The organism is Paraburkholderia caffeinitolerans (assembly GCF_902859945.1).
GTDB classification, from domain to species: Bacteria; Pseudomonadota; Gammaproteobacteria; order Burkholderiales; family Burkholderiaceae; genus Paraburkholderia; species Paraburkholderia caffeinitolerans.
In genome coordinates this window covers 83878-104247 of the sequence record NZ_CADIKL010000014.1, presented here as the reverse complement: position 1 = coordinate 104247, position 20370 = coordinate 83878, and the positions used below count along the sequence as shown (strand labels likewise).

18 protein-coding genes are annotated in these 20370 nt (G+C 65.0%); 12 read left to right on the top strand and 6 right to left on the bottom strand.

Translation table 11 applies throughout. The features are described 5' to 3' along the window. Window positions 1-62: 62 nt before the first annotated feature. A complete protein-coding gene (locus HV773_RS16285; RefSeq protein ID WP_175195472.1) occupies window positions 63-1007 on the bottom strand; it encodes a LysR family transcriptional regulator in 945 nt (314 codons plus the stop codon). Between the two features lie 360 nt (window positions 1008-1367). Here HV773_RS16285 and oxlT point away from each other — a divergent pair, with 360 nt between their 5' ends. Together oxlT and HV773_RS16275 are read left to right on the top strand one after the other, a co-directional pair. Beyond that, window positions 1368-2696, top strand: coding sequence for an oxalate/formate MFS antiporter (gene oxlT, locus HV773_RS16280; protein ID WP_175195470.1), 1329 nt, complete (start codon window positions 1368-1370; stop codon window positions 2694-2696). A 40-nt stretch (window positions 2697-2736) separates the two neighbouring features. Beyond that, a complete protein-coding gene (locus HV773_RS16275) occupies window positions 2737-3774 on the top strand; it encodes a LysR family transcriptional regulator (protein WP_175195590.1) in 1038 nt (345 codons plus the stop codon). 104 nt (window positions 3775-3878) lie between these two features. Here HV773_RS16275 and HV773_RS16270 read toward each other — a convergent pair whose 3' ends face one another. Together HV773_RS16270 and HV773_RS16265 are read right to left on the bottom strand one after the other, a co-directional pair. Beyond that, window positions 3879-4856: a 2-dehydropantoate 2-reductase gene (locus HV773_RS16270; RefSeq protein WP_175195468.1), complete on the bottom strand. Its 978-nt coding sequence runs from the start codon at window positions 4854-4856 to the stop codon at window positions 3879-3881. 231 nt (window positions 4857-5087) lie between these two features. Then, complete coding sequence (locus tag HV773_RS16265; protein WP_175195466.1) at window positions 5088-5708, bottom strand: LysE family translocator; 621 nt, start codon at window positions 5706-5708, stop codon at window positions 5088-5090. A 211-nt stretch (window positions 5709-5919) separates the two neighbouring features. On the opposite strand from HV773_RS16265, the gene HV773_RS16260 reads away from it, so the two are divergent. From HV773_RS16260 to HV773_RS16230, 7 genes are all read left to right on the top strand, one after another. After that, the gene (locus tag HV773_RS16260) at window positions 5920-7401 is read left to right on the top strand and encodes a DUF2252 domain-containing protein (protein ID WP_175195464.1); all 1482 of its coding nucleotides are present in this window, start codon (window positions 5920-5922) and stop codon (window positions 7399-7401) included. Window positions 7402-7536: 135 nt separating this feature from the next. Beyond that, window positions 7537-7734 (top strand): oxidoreductase-like domain-containing protein, encoded by a 198-nt coding sequence (locus HV773_RS16255; protein WP_175195462.1) that lies wholly within the window; start codon window positions 7537-7539, stop codon window positions 7732-7734. Window positions 7735-7757: 23 nt separating this feature from the next. Then, on the top strand, window positions 7758-8657 hold the full coding sequence (locus tag HV773_RS16250; protein ID WP_175195460.1) for an NAD-dependent protein deacetylase: 900 nt from the start codon (window positions 7758-7760) through the stop codon (window positions 8655-8657). Between the two features lie 115 nt (window positions 8658-8772). Then, the gene (locus HV773_RS16245; protein WP_175195458.1) at window positions 8773-9390 is read left to right on the top strand and encodes a pyridoxamine 5'-phosphate oxidase family protein; all 618 of its coding nucleotides are present in this window, start codon (window positions 8773-8775) and stop codon (window positions 9388-9390) included. A gap of 40 nt (window positions 9391-9430) precedes the next feature. After that, window positions 9431-10069 carry a DUF938 domain-containing protein gene (locus tag HV773_RS16240; protein ID WP_175195456.1) on the top strand — a complete coding sequence of 213 codons (639 nt, stop codon included), beginning with the start codon at window positions 9431-9433 and terminating at the stop codon, window positions 10067-10069. A gap of 122 nt (window positions 10070-10191) precedes the next feature. After that, entirely contained in the window at window positions 10192-11601 is a 1410-nt protein-coding gene (gndA, locus tag HV773_RS16235; RefSeq protein ID WP_175195454.1) for an NADP-dependent phosphogluconate dehydrogenase, read from the top strand. 197 nt (window positions 11602-11798) lie between these two features. Further along, window positions 11799-12128 (top strand): DUF4148 domain-containing protein, encoded by a 330-nt coding sequence (locus tag HV773_RS16230; protein WP_175195452.1) that lies wholly within the window; start codon window positions 11799-11801, stop codon window positions 12126-12128. A gap of 511 nt (window positions 12129-12639) precedes the next feature. Here the strand turns inward: HV773_RS16230 and HV773_RS16225 are convergent. Together HV773_RS16225 and HV773_RS16220 are read right to left on the bottom strand one after the other, a co-directional pair. Next, window positions 12640-13422: a DUF2968 domain-containing protein gene (locus HV773_RS16225; RefSeq protein WP_175195450.1), complete on the bottom strand. Its 783-nt coding sequence runs from the start codon at window positions 13420-13422 to the stop codon at window positions 12640-12642. A 101-nt stretch (window positions 13423-13523) separates the two neighbouring features. Beyond that, window positions 13524-13844, bottom strand: a complete 321-nt coding sequence (locus HV773_RS16220; RefSeq protein ID WP_175195448.1) for a hypothetical protein — start codon at window positions 13842-13844, stop codon at window positions 13524-13526. Between the two features lie 341 nt (window positions 13845-14185). Here HV773_RS16220 and HV773_RS16215 point away from each other — a divergent pair, with 341 nt between their 5' ends. Next, window positions 14186-14932 carry a peptidoglycan DD-metalloendopeptidase family protein gene (locus HV773_RS16215; protein ID WP_175195446.1) on the top strand — a complete coding sequence of 249 codons (747 nt, stop codon included), beginning with the start codon at window positions 14186-14188 and terminating at the stop codon, window positions 14930-14932. Between the two features lie 174 nt (window positions 14933-15106). Then, on the top strand, window positions 15107-16111 hold the full coding sequence (gene ltaE, locus HV773_RS16210; protein WP_175195444.1) for a low-specificity L-threonine aldolase: 1005 nt from the start codon (window positions 15107-15109) through the stop codon (window positions 16109-16111). A gap of 23 nt (window positions 16112-16134) precedes the next feature. Here the strand turns inward: ltaE and HV773_RS16205 are convergent, their stop codons facing one another. Beyond that, window positions 16135-17484, bottom strand: coding sequence for an MFS transporter (locus tag HV773_RS16205; RefSeq protein ID WP_175195588.1), 1350 nt, complete (start codon window positions 17482-17484; stop codon window positions 16135-16137). A 413-nt stretch (window positions 17485-17897) separates the two neighbouring features. On the opposite strand from HV773_RS16205, the gene HV773_RS16200 reads away from it, so the two are divergent. Next, window positions 17898-20363 (top strand): glycogen/starch/alpha-glucan phosphorylase, encoded by a 2466-nt coding sequence (locus HV773_RS16200; protein ID WP_175195442.1) that lies wholly within the window; start codon window positions 17898-17900, stop codon window positions 20361-20363. Window positions 20364-20370: the final 7 nt, after the last annotated feature.

The following is a 20370-nucleotide window of genomic DNA, read 5'->3' as shown; positions in this document are numbered from 1 at the left end:
TCATTCGGTCAAGGCGCAAACGATCAGGCTTGCCTGATGGATGCGCCTTGACCCATCAAGCCTTACTTATGCAGTGACGACTCCGACACCCGGGTAATGTCCTCGATGAGCTGCTTGCCTTCTTCGAGAAGGAAGCGCTTGAAGGCGAGCGCGACCGGCGGCAGGCGCTTGTTTTTGCGGTGCACGAGGTACCAGTTGAGCATGACCGGAAAGCCCTCGACGTCGAGCACCGTGAGGTGCCCGACCTGCAATTCGAGGCTGACCGTGTGCGCCGAGAGAAACGCGATGCCCATGCCGGCGATCACGGCCTGCTTGATCGTTTCGGTGCTCTGGATCTCCATCGCGATCTTCAGGTTCGTGATCTTGCCCGCAAACCCTTCCTCCATCGAATTCCACGTGTCCGAGCCGCGCTCGCGCACGATGAACGCTTCGTTCGCAAGCGTGCTCAGCTTGATGCCGCGCTTGTTCGCAAGCGGGTGCGAGGGCGCCGCCACGATCACGTAGGGGTGCGGGGCGAAGGGCTCGTTGATGGCGTCGGTCGTGTGCGGCGGGCGCACCATGACCGCGAGATCGGTCTGGTTGGTCGAAAGCTGCTGCAGCAATTGCTCGCGGTTGTGCACCGAGAGATTGAGCTGCACGCCCTTGTAGCGGCGCGTGAATTCGGCGAGCAGGCGCGGAAAGAAGTAGTCGCCCGCGCTGATCACGGCCACGTTGAGCTTGCCGCCGGAGATGCCCTTCAGCTGGCTCATGGCCTCGTCGACTTCATGGAACTGCTGAATGATCGCACGGCTGTAGTGCAGCATCTCCGTGCCAGCAGGCGTGAGATAGATCTTCTTGCCGAGCTGCTCGAACAGCGGCAGGCCCGCGTGCTCCTCGAGCTGCTTGACCTGCGTGGAAACCGCCGGTTGCGTGAGATGAAGCTCCTCGGCGGCGCGCGAAAAACTGAGGTGGCGCGCCACGGTCTCGAAGACTTTCAACTGGCGCAGCGTGGCGTTTCGCATGGTCATGGCCGATCCATAAAGGATACTGAATCAACATAATAACAAACTTTAATTATTAGTAATCGAGTAATCGCCCTAGCATGAGTTGAAAGGCGTTCGAATGCATCGCTTTGATGTGCGGGTAAACGCTTGGAAAAGCGTTTAATAGCGGGAAAACCCGGATAAAAAGGCTTGGTGGAAGCGCTTTTCAGGCACTTCATGAATTCGATGAATGAGAGGGGAATTACGTATTTTCATTCGAATTTTTATGTGCTGATCGAATAAAAATAAGCGGTAATGGATGATGAATTAAAAGACTATAAGTCGATATTTATGCAAGCCGGAAAAGCGGCTGCGGTTCTTGATCGGATAGTGGAGACAACCGAGATGAATGCAATCAGTCAAAGGAGCGAAGGCGGTCCGTTTTGGACGAACCGCTGGGGTCAACTGGTGTTGGGCATGCTATGCATGGCGCTCGTTGCCAACCTGCAGTACGCGTGGACGCTTTTCGTCGCGCCCATGAACGCACGCCATCACTGGGGCGAAGCTTCGATCCAGATGGCGTTCTCGATCTTCATCCTGACTGAAACCTGGCTTGTGCCGATCGAAGGCTGGCTCGTCGACAAGTTCGGCCCCCGTCCGGTCGTCATGGGTGGCGCCGTGTGCGCAGGCCTCGCATGGGTGCTTTACTCGTATGCGACCACGCTGCCGATGCTCTATGCGGGGTCGGTGCTCGCGGGCATCGGGGCGGGCGGCGTGTACGGCACCTGTGTGGGCAACGCGCTCAAGTGGTTCCCGGACCGTCGTGGTCTCGCGGCGGGCCTGACCGCGGCGGGCTTCGGCGCGGGCGCGGCCGTCACCGTGATTCCTATCGCGAACATGATTTCGCGTTCGGGCTACGAGCACACATTCTTCTTCTTCGGCATCCTGCAGGGCGTGGCGATTCTCGTGCTCGCGCTGCTGCTCGTGAAGCCCGTACCGCGCGCCACCATGGCGGCGGGCCGCCGCCTCGTCTCGCGCATCGACTACACGCCGGGGCAGATGGTACGGCAGCCGGTATTCTGGGTCATCTACGCAGCGTTCGTTGCGGTTGCAGCGGGCGGCCTGATGGCGACCGCGCAGATCGGGCCGATCGCGAAGGACTGGGGCCTTGCCCGCATGCCGATGACCGTGTTCGGCGCGACGCTGCCGCTGCTCACGCTCACGCTGTCGATCGACAACATCTGCAACGGCTTTACGCGTCCGCTGTGCGGCTTCATCTCCGACAAGATCGGCCGCGAGAACGCCATGTTCTTCATCTTCGTGGGTGAAGGCCTCGCGCTGCTCGGCATGATGAAGTACGGCACGAACCCGTATGCGTTCATTACGTTTGCCGCACTCATCTTCCTGTTCTGGGGCGAGATCTTCTCGATCTTCCCGGCAATCTGCGCCGACACCTTCGGCAGCAAGTATGCCGCCGCCAACGCAGGCACGCTCTATACCGCGAAGGGCACGGCTGCACTGCTCGTGCCGGTGGCCTCGGTGCTCTCGGCAACAGGCGGCTGGAGTGCCGTGTTCATCGCAGCGGCGGTCATCACGATCGCAGCGGGCGTCAGCGCCAAGTTCATCCTCGCGCCCATGCGCCATCGCCTGATCGAGCGCAGCGACGAGCATTCCACTTCGCTCTCGGCAAATCCGGCAGGCCTGCAGAACTGGTCCAAGCAGACTGGCGAATGAGCCGTGCTCAACCCACGCTGACACGGGCCAGACCATGTCGATGAACGTTTCGCTGCAGCAACTCAAGGTATTCGTCGCGGTCGCGCGTGAGCGCAGCTTCACGCGCGCCGCGCGCGAATTCGGGCTCACGCAGTCGGCGGTAAGCCGCTGCGTGCGCGATCTCGAAGAGGCCATCGATCTGAAGCTGTTCGATCGCACGACGCGCCAAGTCGAACTCACGCTCGCGGGCAGTGGGTTCGAGCGGCGCATCGGGCGCTTGCTAGACGAGATCGAAATGGCGTTGAACGAAGGCCGCGACGCGCATCACGACTATAGCGGCGTCGTACTCGTGGCGAGCAATCCAGCACTGTCGTCGGGCTGGGTTCCCGCCGCGTTTGCACGTTGTGCGGCGGCGTTTCCTTCGCTGACGCTGCAATTGCGGGACTTGCCGCAAGCCGCTGTTTTGCAGGCCGTCGAGCAGGGTGAAGCCGATTTCGGCGTGATTGCCGAAGCCATGCCGTTCACGAGCGCCAACTTCGAGGTGCAGCCGCTCGCCGCCACGCCGTTGTGCGCCGTGCTGCCCTCACATCATCCGCTAGCGCTGCAAGGCGCGCTGCGCTGGGACGAGCTCTCGCGCGAGCCGCTCTTCACGCTCAATCGCGACGCGGGCTGTCACGGTGCGGTGATGCGCGCGCTCCAGGGGCTGCGGCCCGAGGGGCGTCCGGTCCAGGAGCTTGCGCATGTCGAAGGCGTCGCGCGGATGGCGCAACTCGGCATGGGCATCGGCATCCTGCCCATCAGCGACGACGGCGCGCGCGCGACGCATGGCGATGCGTCGGGCGCCGCGTGCCATTGGCCGGTGCCGGCGGGACCGCTCGTCGCGCGCGTGCTGCAGCCGGTCGTGATGGTGAGCACGATGCTCGTACGGCGCCGCAATCGCTCGTTGCGTCCTTGCGCTCAGGCCGCGTGGTCACAGTTCGCCGCGGACGGCCAGATTGCGGAAGACCATGCCACCACCGCTTCAACGCACGCCAGGCACGACACGCACGTCGCGCCGCGTTTCGAACGGGAAACCGTCGCGCTTGCGCGCATCGGCTGACTTCTTCAGGCGCTCCTCGTGAGCGCTTTTCTTTTCTCTCCGAGTTTCAAATGCAAAACGGGCCGCGCTTTCGCGCGGCCCGTTTATTTTGTTGCTACTTATTTTCAGGCTGCCCGTTGCGCCATGCGTTCGCGCTGCTTGATGAGCGCGAGCACGGTGTCGATGGCCGGCGTGGCTTCGCCCACCAGGTGTCCCATTTCCTGCACGACGGTCAGCAGCGGATCGATCTCCATCGGGCGGCGCGTTTCCAGATCGACGAGCATCGAGGTCTTGTGCGCACCGACCGCGCCCGCACCGTTGATACGCCGCTCCACGTCGACGCGGAAGTTCACGCCGAACTGCTCGGCAATGCGCTGCGCTTCAAGCATCATCGTGCGCGCGACGGCGCGCGTGGCCGGGTCTTCGGTAATGATGTCGAGCGTGGCGTGCGTGAGCGCGCTGATCGGGTTGAAGCAGAGATTGCCCCACAGCTTGAGCCAGATTTCGTCGCGGATGTTCTCGCGGATCGGTGCATCGAAGCCGGCGGCCGTCATGACTTCGTGCAGTTGCACGATGCGCGAGGTGCGCTCGCCCGAAGGCTCGCCGATCGGGAACTTCTTGCCGTACACGTGGCGGATCACGCCCGGTGCTTCGATTTCGGCGGCGGGGTAGAGCACACAGCCGATTGCGCGCTCGGGTCCGAGACGCGTCCATTGCGAGCCGTCCGGGTCGATGCTTTCGAGCCGCGAGCCTTCGAACTTGCCGCCGTGGCGGTGGAAGTACCAGTAGGGAATGCCGTTGGTGCCCGTCACGATGGCGGTGTGCTTGCCGATGAGCGGCTGCATCGAGTCGATCACGCCCGCCACCGAATGTGCCTTGAGCGTGATGATCACCACGTCCTGCACGCCCAGCTCGCGCGGATCGTCGGTACAACGGACCTTTGCGACGTACTCCTCGCCGTCCATCAAGAGACGCGCGCCGCGTTCGCGCATGGCGGCCAGATGCGGGCCGCGTGCGACGAAGCTCACGTCGGCGCCGGCGCGGGCCATCTGCACGCCCATCATGGCGCCAATGGCGCCCGCTCCAAAGATGCAGATCTTCATATGGATTCCCCTAATGACGTTGAAAACCGCATGTCCGCAGCGCGCCGCGAGTGATGGGGTGATTCCCGCCACTCGCCGCACGCGCGGGCGATGGTTTGAGCATAGGGGCTGCCGTCGATTAACGACAGTTAAAGTTTATCGGCGCAATCATCAGGAAAACATTATGGACTACGTGTTTTCCCGAGGTTTTCCGATATTGCGCGAGATGAGGGGGATTGAAGCGGGCGTGGATCAGGCGCGGCGGACCAGCAGGAAGCTCACGCCAATGAGGCCTAGAAACGCGCCGCACGCGCGGTTGAACCAGCGGCGCACGCTTTCGCGCGTGAGCCAGCGGCCGAGGTACATGCCCGCGAGCGAGTAGAGCGCGATGGCCACGCATTCGAGCACGAGAAAACTCGCGCCCAGCACGGCGAATTGCGGCAGCATCGGCTTGGCGACGTTGACGAACTGCGGCAGGAACGCGGTGAACACGAGAATCGCCTTCGGGTTGCCCGCCGCCACGAGGCACTCGCGCTGCGCGATGCGCGCGAGCGTGGCGTTGTCGTCGAGCTTCATGCCGATCGGGGCCGTGTCGCTGCGCCAGAGCTGCACGGCGAGCCACACGAGATAGGCCGCCCCCGCGAGCTTGATGGCAAAGAAGATGGCCTCCGAAGCGCGCAGCACGAACGCGAGCCCCGTTGCCGCTAGCCCGATCATCGCCGCGAATGCGACCAGCCGACCCGTGCCGCCCACGAGCGCGCGCATGAAGCCGTGGCGCGCGGCCACATTGATCGACAGGAGGTTGTTAGGCCCCGGCGCCATATTGAGCGCGAAGCAGGCGGGCAGGAAAAAGAGCCAAGCGGTGAGGGACATGATCGGGGTTTTGCAGAGGGCGTGCGCCCGGTGGCGCATTGGGCGATTTTAGCGCGAAGCGTATTCGCCACGGGCCGCGAATTCGTGTGAGTTAGCTTGCGCAAAAAAGGGCCGCACGCTTAAATACCGCAGTCGCGTTCGGCCTCGTTGAGCGGCCGGTGCGGAGTGCATCACGATCATCCACGAACATTCCCGAAAACTGGAGCCGTTCATGAATGGAAGGACTGTTGCCGAGCGAGAAGCGGCTGGCCGCGCCGCGCGCGAACGCGCCAAGCGCTCTAGCCACAAGCAAGTGGGCGAGCTCGAGCGCGACCCCATCGCGCTGCTCAAACAGAACAGCGAGGGGCGCGTGCCCAACCTCGTGCCGCTGCGCTACGGGCGCATGATGGTCTCGCCCTTCACGTTCTTTCGTGGCAGCGCGATCCTGCAGGCTCACGATCTGGCCCAGGTGCCCAACACGGGCATGGCCATGCCGATTTGCGGCGACGGTCATCTGCTCAACTTCGGCGGCTTCGCGACGCCCGAGCGCCAGCTCGCGTTCGATCTCAACGACTTCGACGAAGTGGCTTCCGGCCCTTGGGAGTGGGACCTCAAGCGGCTCGTCGCGAGTTTCGTGGTGGCCGCGCGGCATCTGCGCTTTTCGCGCGGCGTCGCCGAAGATCTCGTTATGACGGCGGTGAACACCTATCGCGACCGCATGCGCGAGTACGCGAATTTCGGCGCGCTGGAACTCTGGTACGACAAGATCACGTTCGACCGCATGGCGGAAAGCGCGCTCACGCCCGAGGGTCGACGCCTGATTCGCCGCGGCATGGAGAAGGCCGCGGGCCGCACGCACGAAAGCATGCTGGAAAAGCTCGCCTATCGTAGCGATCGTAGCGATCGTAGCGATCGCAGTGATCGCAGTGATCGAGACGACCGAGAAAGCAGCGAAGCGCCCGGCGCCTCGCACTGGACGATCCGCGACGCCCCGCCCGCGCTCTTTCACGTGCACGGTCCGAACTCGCTTTACGAGCACGAAGACAACTGGCTCACGCACAGCGACTGGCGCTCGATGATCATGCCGACCTACGAGGCCTATCTGAAGACGCTCGCACCCGACCGCCGCGAGCTGCTCGAACACTTCGCGATCCAGGATCTCGTTTTCAAGGTGGTGGGCGTGGGCAGCGTGGGCACGCGCTGCCTCGTGATGCTGCTCGTCGATCATCATGACAAGCCGCTTTTCCTGCAGTTGAAAGAGGCGCGCCAATCCGTGATCGCCCAGTATTTCAAGAGGCCGGCGTTCAAGCACGAGGGCGCGCGCGTGGTGCAGGGGCAGCGCTTGTTGCAGGCCGCGAGCGATCTGTTTCTCGGCTGGTCGACGGGGCCCTCGGGGCGTCACTTCTACTTTCGCCAGTTGCGCGACATGAAGCTCTCGGTGGAGCTCGAAATGCTCGATAGCGCGCTGCTCGCGGGCTACGCGCGCATGTGCGGCTGGGCGATGGCGCGCGCGCACGCGAAGTCGGGCAACGCGGCCATCGAGATTGCCTCGTATATCGGGCGCGGCGACGCGTTCGCCGAAGCGCTCGCGGGCTATGCGGCCAGCTACGCGGATCAGGTGGAGCGCGATTACGAAGCGTTCGTCAAGGCCGCGCGCAGCGGCGATATCGTGGCGCGCAGCGACGAGGACATGGCGGCCGATTTCCGCGTCTGATTGTTGCGGTTGTTTTTATTTGTGTTTTCGCGAGCGCGCCGAGTCCGTCGAATTCATCGCCGATGTGTTCCCGCACGCGCGTTCGCATGGTCCCGTATACTGGGCGTGCCGAACTGCCACATCGCCCGCGCATTCATGTATTTGCCTTCCGATTCCCATTCCGAGGACGATCCGCGTCCGTCGCCGCCCGAGCGGCCCAACGATGAAGACTGCTGCCAGAGCGGCTGCAGTCCCTGCATCTTCGATCTCTACTACGAAGAGATGGACCGTTGGCGCGCGGCGCTGAAGGCCTGGGAGGCGCGCGAGGCCGCGCGCCGGCCGCCTGGTCACTGATCCCCAATTCCCGCCAGACCGTCATGTCCGATCCCGCTTCCGATCCCGATCCCGCTTCCGATCCCACTTCACCGCTCGCTGCCAGCCAGCCCGATTGCGCCGCGCTCGACGCGCTGCACGCGTTCGCCGAACGTCACCCGCGCCTGTTCGTGCTGACCGGCGCGGGCATCAGCACGGACTCGGGCATTCCCGGCTACCGCGATGAAAACGGCGCATGGAAGCGCTCGCCGCCCATCACGCTGCAGGAATTTCTCGGCTCCGAAAGCGCGCGGCGGCGCTATTGGGCGCGCAGCATGATCGGCTGGCCGACCGTTGGCCTCGCGCAGCCCAATGGCGCGCATCGCGCGCTCGCGCAACTGGGCGCCGCGCAGCGGATCGGCGCGCTCGTCACGCAGAATGTCGATGGACTGCATCAACGTGCGGGCAGCTCCGATGTGATCGAGCTGCACGGCAGCATCGGCCACGTGCATTGCCTCGACTGCGGCGCGCAATACGCGCGCGCGTCGCTGCAGCCGCGCCTCGAAGCAGGCAATCCGGCGCTGGCGGACGCGTACGCCGAGCCTGCCGCCGATGGCGACGCGCACCTCGACTTCGACGGCGAGCAGGCTTTCGACATTCCTGCCTGCGAGGCGTGCGGTGGCGTGCTCAAGCCCTCTGTGGTGTTTTTCGGCGAGAACGTGCCGCGTGAACGCGTGGCTGCGGCCTCGGCGGCGCTCGACGAGGCGGATGCGGTGCTCGTGGTCGGTTCGTCATTGATGGTGTATTCGGGCTATCGCTTCTGCGCGTGGGCGCAGCAGCGCGGCAAGCCCGTGGCGGCGATCAACCTCGGCAAGACGCGCGCCGATCCGCTGCTCGCGCTCAAGGTGGCGGCGCCGTGCGCGGCCACGCTCGAAGCGCTGGCCGCGCGCCTGAATGCGGCATAAGTGTCGCCCCAAGCGTCGCGGCTTCAGGCGGCCCGCAATGGGCGTCAGCATCGCAGCATCGATGAAGCAATAACGCAGCAACAACGCAGCCACAACGCAGCCACAAGGAAGCCTCATGCCGAACACGATCGCGGATCTCGAAGCCCACTACGGCGCGCCGAACGAGCGCTCGCTGCGCAAGGAAATCGATCATGTGAACGCGGATTACCGCCGCTTCATCGAGCTTTCGCCGTTCGTGGTGCTCGCGACGGGCGGCCCCGAAGGGCTCGACTGCTCGCCGCGCGGCGACGCGCCCGGCTTCGTGCGCATCCTCGATCCGCATACGCTGGCCTTGCCCGACCGTCCCGGCAACAACCGCGTCGACAGCCTGCACAACGTGGTGGCCGCGCCGCAGGTCGGCTTGCTGTTCATGGTGCCAGGCGTGGGCGAGACGCTGCGCGTGAACGGCCGCGCACGCGTGAGCCTCGACCCCGAACTGCTCGCGAGCTTCGCCGTGGACGGCAAGCCGCCGCGCTCGGTGCTGCTGATCGACGTGCAAAGCGTGTACTTCCACTGCGCGAAGGCGATCGTGCGCTCGAATCTCTGGGACCCGGCGCATCATGTCGAGCGTTCGCAATTACCGAGCGCGGGCGAGATGCTGCAGCGCGTGAGCGTCGAGCAATACGGCGAGACCTTCGACGTCGAACGCTATGAAGCCGATCTTGCCGAGCGCATGAAGAAGAGCCTGTACTGACCGATCCATGCAGTTTTACGCAACCCAACCCCACGACACGATGAACGATCCCCAGGATCAAGATATCCACCGCCTCACGGCGCCCGCCGCCGCGCGCAACGCAGCGCCGATCCTCGACGTATTGCGCCACGCGCTGCCTGCGCACGGCACCGTGCTGGAGATCGCGAGCGGCACGGGCCAGCACGCCGTGCATTTCGCGGCGGCGCTGCCTGGCATCGAATGGCAGCCGAGCGACGCCGATCCGCGCGCCCGCTTGTCCATTGCCGCGTGGCGCGCGCACACGGGCCTCGCGAACCTGCGCGAGCCGCTCGATCTCGACGTGCGCCGCGAGCACTGGCCCGTGCATGCGGTGGACGCCATCGTCTGCATCAACATGATTCACATCGCGCCCTGGGAGGCAGCTGTCGCCTTGATGAAAGGCGCGGGCGCGCGAGTTGCCGAGGGCGGCGTATTGGTGCTCTATGGCCCGTACCGGCGCGGCGGCGCACACACCGCGCCCTCGAACGAGGCCTTCGACGCCGATTTGCGCGCGCGCGACCCGTCGTGGGGCGTGCGCGACCTGGAAGCGGTCGAAGCACTCGCGCAGGCCGAAGGCTTTGCGTGCGAGGCCGTGGTGCCGATGCCGGCCAATAATTTCAGCGTGGTGTTTCGCAAGCGGGCGGTCGCGGTTGGCCTGTAAGCGATAACCGCGCTCTTGCGCGCTCCGGCACGCCGCGTGGAGGATTCCCTTATCCTTGCACGATCGATGCCGCGCGCAACGCCGCGCGGCATTGCCCCAATCGTTTGAAGTGGAGATTCAACATGAGCAAACAGCCAATCGGCGTGGTGGGTCTGGCCGTGATGGGGCGCAATCTCGCGCTCAACATCGAGAGCCGGGGTCATGCGGTGTCGGTGTTCAACCGCACCCGCGAGAAAACCGACGAGCTGATCGCTGAGTACCCCGAGCGCAAGCTCGTGCCGACGTACACGCTCGAAGAGTTTGTCGCGTCGCTCGAAAAGCCGCGCCGCATTCTGATGATGGTGAAAGCCGGCGAGCCCACCGACGCCACCATCGCCGCGCTCAAGCCGCTGCTGGACCAGGGCGATATCCTGATCGACGGCGGCAACACGCATTTCACCGATACCATCCGCCGCAACCAGGAACTCGCGAAGGCGGGCCTGCACTTTATCGGCACGGGTGTGTCGGGTGGCGAGGAGGGGGCGCTCAAGGGCCCCTCGATCATGCCGGGCGGCCCGCGCGACGCCTACGATCTGGTTGCGCCAATCCTCACCGAGATCGCCGCGAAGGCGCCCGATGGCGAGCCATGCGTCGCGTACATGGGTCCGGACGGCGCGGGCCATTACGTGAAGATGGTCCACAACGGTATCGAATACGGCGACATGCAGTTGATCGCCGAAAGCTACGCGGTGCTCAAGCAGGTGCTCGGCCTCTCGAACGAGGAGCTGGGCCAGGTCTACACGGAGTGGAACCAGGGCGAGCTCGACAGCTACCTGATCGAAATTACCTCGAAGATCTTCGGCAAGAAAGACGACGAGACGGGCCAGTATCTCGTCGACGTGATTCTCGACCGCGCCGCGCAAAAGGGCACTGGCAAGTGGACGAGCCAGAATGCGCTCGATGTGGGCGCGCCGCTGCCGCTCATCACGGAAGCCGTGTTCGCGCGGGTGCTCTCGTCGCTCAAGACGCAGCGCGTGGCGGCGAGCAAGGTGCTCGCGGGCCCGGACGTGAAGCCGTTCTCGGGCGATCGCAAGGCGTTTATCGAAGCGGTGCGCCGCGCGCTGTACTTCTCGAAGGTGATCTCGTACGCGCAGGGTTTCGCGCAACTGCGCGCGGCCTCGGACGAGTACAAGTGGGATCTGCAATACGGCACGATCGCGAAGATCTTCCGCGCCGGCTGCATCATCCGCGCGCGCTTCCTGCAGAAGATCATGGACGCCTATGCGAAGGCCCCGCAGCTCGACAATCTGCTGCTCGATCCTTATTTCCGCGATATCGCCGCGAATTACCAGGCGGCGTTGCGCGAAGTGGTGATCCAGGCGGTGAACTCCGGCGTGCCGGTGCCGGCGTTTTCGTCGGCGATCGCGTACTTCGACGGCTATCGTTCGGAGCGCGTGCCCGCGAACCTCGTGCAGGCGCAACGCGACTTCTTCGGCGCGCATACCTTCGAGCGCGTGGACAAGCCTGGCAGCTTCCACGCCGACTGGTCATAAGGCGTGCGCGAAGCCAGTGCCTGCCAGGGCGCTGTTGAGTAAAAAGGGAGCCATCAGGCTCCCTTTTTTATTGCCGCTTTTGCAATGATGTTTTGTGTAATAAGGGTTTACCCTGGTACGGGTAAACGCCTAGACTTGGATCAAACGCTGACGGACACAGAGTTCGAAGCGGACACGAACCCGATGGAGGTTGGATCATGAAAAAGTTCTTCCCCGCAGTTGTGGTGGCCGCGGCACTCGCTATCCCGGCCGTTTCGTTTGCCCAGTCGAGCCAGCAAGGTTTGACCCGCGCCCAAGTGCGCGCGGAGCTCGTCGAGCTCGAGCAGGCCGGTTACAACCCGGCGGATAACCAGGTGAACTATCCGCAGAATCTGCAGGCCGCGCAGGCCCGCGTGACCCAGGAAAAACTCGCGCGCGGCGATACCAGCGGTTATGGCGCGCCGGCGGTGGGTACCTCGCAGGCGGGTGGCCCGGCCGTGCAGCCGCAGGCTGTTACTCCGTCGCAATCGGTTTATTTCGGTCACTAAGTACGTAGTGGCCGCAGGTTGAAGCGAAGTCGCGTCGAGTGGCTTCGCGCAGGTGGCGGTTGGAAATTGTAGTGCGTAGTAGCAGTGGCTTTACGCAGTAGGTAGTGGAAGTTGCGGTACGTTGTAGAAGGTGCAGTAAGCAAAGAGGTGTAGTTGGCAGTTGGAGTAAGCAGTACGTAGTAGATGTCGTTTTACGCAGTAGGCAGTCAGTAGTGGAAGTTGCAGTACGCAGTAGAAGGTGCAGTAAGCAAAGAGGTGTAGTTGGCAGTTGCAGTAAGCAGTGCGCAGTAGATGTTGAAGTAGATGGTGCTTTACGCAATAGGCAGTATGCAGTAGCAGCACGTAGTCAGCAGTAGAAGGTGCAGTTAGCAAAGAGGTTGCATTAGCAGTTGCAGTACGTAGCACGAAGTTGCAGTACGCAGTAGCAGTATGCAGTCCCAGCGCGGCCCGGTATTTTTCCGGCCCGCGCTTTTCTTTTGGGTATTCGGTAAACAGGAAGAACAGGAAGGCTTCAGCGGCTCGGCAGATGCGGCACGCCTTCGTTGCTCGCCACGCTTAGCTGATGGATCGTTCTGTGCGCCTTGTTCAACTGCGCCTGCGCGGCGATGCGTTGCGCTTCGAGCTGCGCCACGTCCTTGCGCACCTGATGCTGGCGCGCGCTCACGCGGTGCTCCTGCTCGGTATGGCGCTGCAGGTCGACGCGCAGACGCTCGGCTTGCGTCTCCGCCTGCTCGATCTGCTTCGTGAGCATCGCGTTTTGCGCGGCAAGTTGGGCGAGGCGGGTTTCGCCGTCGGCGAGGCGCGTCGCCTGCTCTTCGAGATGATGAAACGCCGCGCTGGCCGAATCGAGATCGGCGGCCCGCAAGGCGTGCCAGAGCGTGTTGTCCTGATGCAGGGTCGCGAAGTAAGAGAGCGTGGGGCCATGAAACAGCAGTGTCACAACGTAATCGAAGCTGCGGAACACGCGGAACGTGGCGAGCTCATCGGCGGCCGCGAGCGCTTCGAACGAAGCGCCCTCCGCGACTTGCACAGGCCGGTTGCTCAGGTGCGCCGGCATGGCCGGCACCGCGTGCAGCGTGGAGACCGGGCGTGCCGCCGTGCCGGCCTCGGGCGAGCGCGGAGCAAGCGTTTCGGTGCCAATGGGCGCGCCATCGTCGATCACGACGCCGCCACTGGCGGCGTGCGCGGCATCGTTCCCGGGGGCGGCTTTGGGCGGCGTTTCGGGTTCGACGGCGACGAGGTGCGAGGCGCCGTTGGTGAGCTTGGCGCTACGGCGATTCAGGAACGACTTCACGGCGTTTCCCCCAAAATGTCATGCGACGCGTCGTGGCGCCCGGCCGGGGTGGCCAAGGCGACCACGCCGGCGGTCCGCTCAGGTTCGCGCTGCGCGCACGTTCAATGCAGCAGGTGGCGCCGGCGTGCAATATCGTCGAATAGCGCGCGGCCGGACTCGAGCGCGAACAGCCAGGTTTCGTCATAGCCGCTCAGCGTGTCGAGGGCGTCGCGCAGGCGCTCGATCACGATGGCCGGAATTTCGACCGTGGCTTCCAGGCCGCCCGAGAGCCGCGCGATACTGGCGTGCTGGATCAGTTCGTCGGCGGCTTCCGCGACGTCGGCGGCAAAGACCAGGTGGTTGTTCAGCAATTCGACGAGGCCGGGCGAGGCGGCGACGTCTTCGACGTTGATCTGCAGGGAAAGGAAAGTGGCTTTGTTCATCCTAATGTTCCTCACGGACGTTGCACCACAGCGAGAGGCCGCCTTTCGTCTAATTGTCTGATTGTCTGATGTGAGCAGCAGGACCCAGTATAGGCGAGCGCACAAGCGAATGGGCCCGGCGTGCGCGAGCCCCGGCGGGCGGCGACGACGCCCATGCGCGGCGCCTAAGCCTGCGCGCGAAAAAAGAGCGTCGCGCATGGGACGATATAATGGGGGCCGTTCGCCAATTCCGGCTTAATCAGGGTATCGCAGGCGAACGCCAGCGGCCCCACGCGCATCCAGATACGCATTCCCGCCGTACGTGGCGTGGAAACAGCGAGGAACCAGCGAGGTACAGCAAGATGAATCGACAACGGCGAAACCCGGGTGCGTACGTGGCATTGGCCGCGCTCACGCTAGCCTGCAGCGCCTGCAGCACGCTCATGCCCCCTTGGGAGAGCAACACGACTCCGGCGCCCACCATGACCTCCAACGGCGTGCCGGCCGGCTATTACCGCGTCAACCCCGGCGACACGCTTTCGCGCATCGCCAGCGCCTATGGCCAGCGCCCGCAAGACCTCGCGAGCTGGAACCAGATGCCGCCGAACGCCCAGGTGCTGCCCGGCCAGGTGCTGCGCGTCGCGCCGCCGCCGGGCTACGCGAATGCGGCTCCCCAGCCGCCCGCGTACACCAGCGCCGTGCCCGCGGCCGCCGGCGTTGCAGCACCTGCGCCGGCCGCGCCGGCTGCGCTTGCGCTGGCGTGGCCCGTGCGCGGTCCGATCCTGCAGCGTTTCTCGCCGGGCAAGTCCAATGGCATTGTGATCGGCGGCACCCAGGGCGAGCAGATCAGGGCCGCTGCCGCGGGCCGCGTGGTCTACGCGGGCTCGGGCATCGAAGCCTATGGTCCGCTCGTCATCATCAAGCACAACGACCAGACCGTGACGGCCTACGGCCACAACGGCAGGCTGCTCGTGAAGGAAGACGACGCCGTTTCGCAAGGCCAGCCGATCGCCGAAATGGGCGTCGACAACGACGGCATTCCGGGCGTGGTGTTCGAAGTGCGCAGCGACGGCAAGCCGGTCGATCCGCTGCAACTGCTGCCGCGCTAGCCACGCGACGGCCTGAGTTTGCACACCGGGGCCACGCGCCCCGGTTTCGTTTTCGGCTTCGGTATTTCTGGCTTCCCTTCGCAAGCCGTTTGAAAATACACTCGATGGTTTCCACGCCGCGCAACGCGGCGGAACGCGCCGTGTGTGCACGGCCATTATGAGGAAGCCATCCGCATGATCGATCTGCGTAGCGACACCGTTACCCGTCCGAGCCCCGCCATGCTTGCCGCCATGACTAGCGCCGAAACCGGCGACGACGTCTGGGGCGACGACCCCACCGTGCTGCGCCTGCAGGCGCGCGTGGCCGAACAGGCCGGCAAGGAGGCGGGCCTGTTCTTCCCCAGCGGCACCCAGAGCAACCTTGCCGCGCTGATGGCGCATTGCGCGCGCGGCGACGAATACATCGTTGGCCAGGCGGCCCACACGTACAAATACGAAGGCGGCGGCGCGGCGGTGCTCGGCAGCATCCAGCCCCAGCCGCTCGAAAATTCCGAAGACGGCACGATCTCGCTCGAGCGCGTCGCTGCCGCGATCAAGCCGATCGACGACCATTTCGCGCGCACGCGCCTCTTCGCGCTGGAGAACACCATCGGCGGGAAGGTGCTGCCTGCGGCGTATGTCGCCGAGGCCACGCAGTTCGCGCATGGCCGCGGGCTCGCCACGCACCTCGACGGCGCGCGCGTGTTCAATGCGGTGGTCGACTCGAACCAGTCGCTCATGGCGCTGACCGACGGCTTCGACTCGGTGTCGATCTGCTTTTCGAAGGGCCTGGGCACGCCGGTCGGCTCGGTGCTGGTGGGCAGCAAGGCGCTGATTGGCTCGGCGCACCGCTGGCGCAAGATGCTGGGCGGCGGCATGCGCCAGGCGGGCGTGCTCGCGGCCGCGTGCCTTTACGCGCTCGATCACAACGTGGCGCGCCTCGCCGACGACCACGCGAACGCCGCGCGCCTCGCGGCCGGGCTCGCCCAAATCGACGAAGTGAAAGTGGCGTCGCAAGCCACCAACATGGTGTTCGCGCAGTTCCCGCAGGCCGATTGCGCGCCGCTGGAGGCGTGGCTCAAGGAGCGCGGCATCCTCACGCAAATGCTCTATGCGTCGCGTTTCGTGACGCATCTCGACGTGAGCGCCGCCGACATCGATACGTTCGTCGCGGCGGTGAAGGGCTACTTCAAGCGCTAACTGTCCAAACCAAAGGCTGCCGCTCAGTGCTTGATCGCGCGATGCGACGGTGCGAACAGCCGCAACCCGCTCGCCACGCTCGCCGCCGCCGCGAACAGGCCGCCCAGGCCCAGCGCCAGCGTGGGCCCGTGCGCGCCTGCAATGCCGAAGCACAACGCGACCAGCGCCGCGCCCGTCGCTTGTCCGAGCAGGCGTGAGACCGCGATGGTGCCGCTCGCCCCGCCGCTGCGCTCGGGCGGCGCGGACGACATGATCGCCTTCAGATTCGGGGACTGGAAGAAGCCAAATCCCGCGCCGCAGATCGACATGCGGATCACGATGTCGACCACGCCCGGATGGGCGGGCAACATCGCGAGCGACGCCATGCCGGCCGCGAGGATCGCGAGGCCGACCGCGCCCAGCAGGCCCGGCGGATAGCGGTCGGAGAGCCGCCCCGCAATGGGCGCGGCAGCGGCCACCACCACCGACCAGGGCGTCATCAGGAAGCCGGTTTCCACCTGGCTGCGCATCAGCACAGTTTCGAAATAGAACGGCAGCGAGACGAACGCGAGCCCCTGGGCCGCGAACGCGCACATGGCCGTGATCGAAGAGAGCGCGAACACCGGGCGCTTGAAGAGATCCACGGGCAGCATCGGCGAAGGATGGCCGGCCTCGCGGCGGATCAGCAGCGCGCCGAACACCAGCGCAGTGAGCGCCGCCGCGATCACTTCTTTTGCCGGCGCGCGCTGCGCCGCTTCGCCGAGCGCGAAGATCAGCGCGGAGAAAGTCACGAGATTGAGCAGCGCGGCGAGCGGGTCGAACGCATGCTTGCCGCGTTCCGTGTGCGGCAGCGCGGGCAGCGCGAACGCGAGCGCGATGGCTCCTAGCGGCACGTTGATTGCGAACAGCCACGGCCAGGTGCCGGCCGAAAGGATGATCGAGGCGATGGTCGGACCCAGTGCGAACGAAACCCCCACGATCAGCGCGTTCATGCCCAAGCCGCGCCCGAGCCGGTGTGACGGGTACAGGAAGCGGATCAGCGCGGTGTTGACGCTCATGATCGCGCTCGCGCCGAAGCCCTGCAGCACGCGCGCGCCCGCGAGCGCCGTGAGCGTGGGCGCAAGCGCGCAGGCGAGCGAGGCCACCGTGAAGATCGCGAGCCCGCTGATATAGATGCGCCGGTGGCCGATGATGTCGCCGAGCGCCGCGAGCGGCAGCAGCGTCGCCACCATCGCGAGCTGGTAGGCGTTGATGATCCAGACCGAGGCGGCGGGCGCCGCGTGCAGATCGGTGGCGATGGCGGGCAGCGCGGTGTTGGCGATGGCGGTGTCGAGCGTCGCTAGCGCGACGGCCAGCATGATGGCGGCCATCGCGCGGCGGTTTTTGGGCGACATGGGCGCGTCGGCGCGCTCGATGAGGCTTTGCGCGGTGCGGGTATCGGACACGGCGGGTCTCGGGTGATGCGAAGCTGGGGCGGGAAACGCGCGGACGCGGCAGGTGCGGCGCGGGCAATTTTGCGATTGTTGCAGACCCTGCGCGATTCTGCAGCGGATGCTTCAAAGGGACAGGGCCAGCAAGTACCGCGGATGCAACGCAACTAACCGCCAGATGCGCGCAATCCCCGCGAGCCGCCGCCACGCTGCGCATCCACGCGCCCCGCTGGGCGCACGGCAAATGGCGCAGCGCCGCACGCGAGGCAAAAATGTCCTACTCTGCAAACTGACTTGAGGCTGCCGGGCTGCTGAATTTGCTGCAGCATTTGCCCTGTCCGCCTTCGCTCCGCATGCCGTTTTACGGGAGACATTCGATGACAGCAGTGGGTCTTGAATTCGACCAATTGAAGAGCAGTGCCGACGCCCTGCGTCGCTCCGTGTCGAACCGCCTGATGTACGGCGTCGGCAAGGACGCCGTGACCGCGCGTCCGCAGGACTGGCTGCACGCCGCCGCGCTGGCCGTGCGCGACCGTCTCGTCGAGCGCTGGATGGTGACCACGCGCCGCCAGTACGACCAGGACGCCAAGCGTGTCTATTACCTGTCGATGGAGTTCCTCATCGGCCGCACCTTCTCCAACGCGTTGCTTGCGCTCGGCATTCACGACGCGATGAAGGAGGCGCTCGCGAGCCTCGGCGTGGATATGGACGCGCTCATCGACCTGGAACCCGACGCCGCGCTCGGCAACGGCGGCCTCGGGCGGCTCGCCGCGTGCTTTCTCGATTCGATGGCCACGCTCGGCATTCCGGGCTTCGGCTACGGCATCCGCTATGACTACGGCATGTTTCGCCAGCAGATCGTCAACGGCGAGCAGGTGGAGGAGCCCGACTACTGGCTGCGCTCGGGCAACCCGTGGGAGTTTCCGCGCCCCGAGGTGCAGTACCCCGTGCACTTCGGCGGGCGCACCGTGCAGCGCAACGGCACCGTCGAATGGATCGAGACGCACACCGTGAACGCGATGGCCTACGACACCATCATTCCCGGCTACGCAACGAGCGCGACCAACACGCTGCGCCTGTGGTCCGCGCGCGCCTGCGAGGAACTCGATCTCTCCGCGTTCAACCAGGGCGACTATCAGCGCGCGGTGGAAGCGCGCAACCTTTCCGAGAACGTCTCGCGCCTGCTCTATCCCGACGACTCGACCATGGCGGGCCGCGAACTGCGCCTGCGCCAGGAGTACTTCTTCGTCTCGGCGACGATGCAGGACCTGATCCGCCGCTACCTGCGCACGCACAGCACGTTCGGCCGCTTTTCCGACAAGGTCGCGGTGCACCTGAACGATACGCACCCGGTGCTGGCGATTCCCGAACTGATCCGCCTGCTCGTGGACGTCCATCACATGCCCTGGGACGAGGCGATGGGCCATATCAAGCGCGTGTTCTCGTACACGAATCACACGCTGATGCCCGAAGCGCTGGAAACCTGGGACGTCGAACTATTGTCGCGCCTGCTGCCGCGTCACCTCGAAATCATCTTCGACATCAACGCCGCATTTCTGCGCGAGGCGAGCGAGTCGAAAGAGAAGGGCGTGCACGATCTCGACTTTATCCGCCGCATTTCGCTGGTGGACGAATACGGCCAGCGGCGCGTGCGCATGGCCTATCTTGCGATCGTCGCGAGCCACACGGTGAACGGCGTCTCGAAGCTGCACTCGCAGTTGATGACGCGCCATATCTTCGCCGACTTCGCGCGACTTTTTCCCGAGCGCTTCACGAACGTGACCAACGGCATCACGCCGCGGCGCTGGCTCGCGCAGGCGAGCCCGCCGCTCGCGCGGCTCGTGGACGAGACCATCGGCACGCAGTGGCGCAAGGACTTGTTCGAGCTCGGCGCGCTGCGCAAGGTCGCCGGCGACGCGGCATTCGAAGAGGCATTTCGCGCGGCCAAGCGCGAGAACAAGGTGCGTCTGATCCAGCGGATGACCGCGCGCACCGGCCTCGCGTTCAACCCCGACGCGCTGTTCGACATGCAGGTCAAGCGCATGCACGAATACAAGCGGCAGTTGCTCAACGTGCTCCATGTGATCACGCGCTACAACCGCATCGTGCAGGCGCCCGAACGGGACTGGGTGCCGCGCGTCGTGCTGTTCGCGGGCAAGGCGGCCTCGGCGTATCGCATGGCCAAGACCATCATCCGCCTGATCAACGACGTGGCGGAGAAAGTGAATCACGACCCGGTCGTGGGCGATCGTCTCAAGGTGGTGTTCGTGCCGAATTACGGCGTGAGCGTGGCCGAAGTGGTGATTCCCGCAGCGGATCTTTCCGAGCAGATCTCGACGGCGGGCACCGAGGCGTCAGGCACCGGCAACATGAAGCTCGCGCTCAACGGCGCGCTCACGATGGGCACGCTGGACGGCGCCAACATCGAGATCGGCGAGGCCGTGGGCGCCGACAACATCTTCATCTTCGGCAACACGGCCGATCAGGTCGACGCGCTGCGCGGCGCGGGCTACCGGCCGCGTCAGATCTACGAAGAGAATGCCGGGTTGCGCATGGCGCTCGACCAGATTCGCCGGGGCTTTTTCGCGCCCGACGATCCCGCGCGCTATCAGGAGATCTTCCACACGCTCGTGGACTGGGGCGATCACTACATGGTGCTGGCCGATTACGCTGCCTTCGTTCAGGCCCAGGAGGCCGCGGACCGGCGCTTTGTCGACGTGCGCAGCTGGACCGCGAGCGCGATCGAGAATGTGGCGGGCATGGGCATGTTTTCGTCGGACCGCGCGATTGCGGAGTATGCGCGCGAGATCTGGCATACGAAGCCGGTCGACACGGGGCGCTGATTTGCGC

Coding starts and splice junctions, on each gene's coding strand:
- HV773_RS16285 (WP_175195472.1), bottom strand. CDS start 1,007: ATGACCATGCGAAACGCCACGCTGCGCCAGTTGAAAGTCTTCGAGACC.
- oxlT (WP_175195470.1), top strand. CDS start 1,368: ATGAATGCAATCAGTCAAAGGAGCGAAGGCGGTCCGTTTTGGACGAAC.
- HV773_RS16275 (WP_175195590.1), top strand. CDS start 2,737: ATGAACGTTTCGCTGCAGCAACTCAAGGTATTCGTCGCGGTCGCGCGT.
- HV773_RS16270 (WP_175195468.1), bottom strand. CDS start 4,856: ATGAAGATCTGCATCTTTGGAGCGGGCGCCATTGGCGCCATGATGGGC.
- HV773_RS16265 (WP_175195466.1), bottom strand. CDS start 5,708: ATGTCCCTCACCGCTTGGCTCTTTTTCCTGCCCGCCTGCTTCGCGCTC.
- HV773_RS16260 (WP_175195464.1), top strand. CDS start 5,920: ATGAATGGAAGGACTGTTGCCGAGCGAGAAGCGGCTGGCCGCGCCGCG.
- HV773_RS16255 (WP_175195462.1), top strand. CDS start 7,537: ATGTATTTGCCTTCCGATTCCCATTCCGAGGACGATCCGCGTCCGTCG.
- HV773_RS16250 (WP_175195460.1), top strand. CDS start 7,758: ATGTCCGATCCCGCTTCCGATCCCGATCCCGCTTCCGATCCCACTTCA.
- HV773_RS16245 (WP_175195458.1), top strand. CDS start 8,773: ATGCCGAACACGATCGCGGATCTCGAAGCCCACTACGGCGCGCCGAAC.
- HV773_RS16240 (WP_175195456.1), top strand. CDS start 9,431: ATGAACGATCCCCAGGATCAAGATATCCACCGCCTCACGGCGCCCGCC.
- gndA (WP_175195454.1), top strand. CDS start 10,192: ATGAGCAAACAGCCAATCGGCGTGGTGGGTCTGGCCGTGATGGGGCGC.
- HV773_RS16230 (WP_175195452.1), top strand. CDS start 11,799: ATGAAAAAGTTCTTCCCCGCAGTTGTGGTGGCCGCGGCACTCGCTATC.
- HV773_RS16220 (WP_175195448.1), bottom strand. CDS start 13,844: ATGAACAAAGCCACTTTCCTTTCCCTGCAGATCAACGTCGAAGACGTC.
- HV773_RS16215 (WP_175195446.1), top strand. CDS start 14,186: ATGAATCGACAACGGCGAAACCCGGGTGCGTACGTGGCATTGGCCGCG.
- ltaE (WP_175195444.1), top strand. CDS start 15,107: ATGATCGATCTGCGTAGCGACACCGTTACCCGTCCGAGCCCCGCCATG.
- HV773_RS16205 (WP_175195588.1), bottom strand. CDS start 17,484: ATGTCGCCCAAAAACCGCCGCGCGATGGCCGCCATCATGCTGGCCGTC.
- HV773_RS16200 (WP_175195442.1), top strand. CDS start 17,898: ATGACAGCAGTGGGTCTTGAATTCGACCAATTGAAGAGCAGTGCCGAC.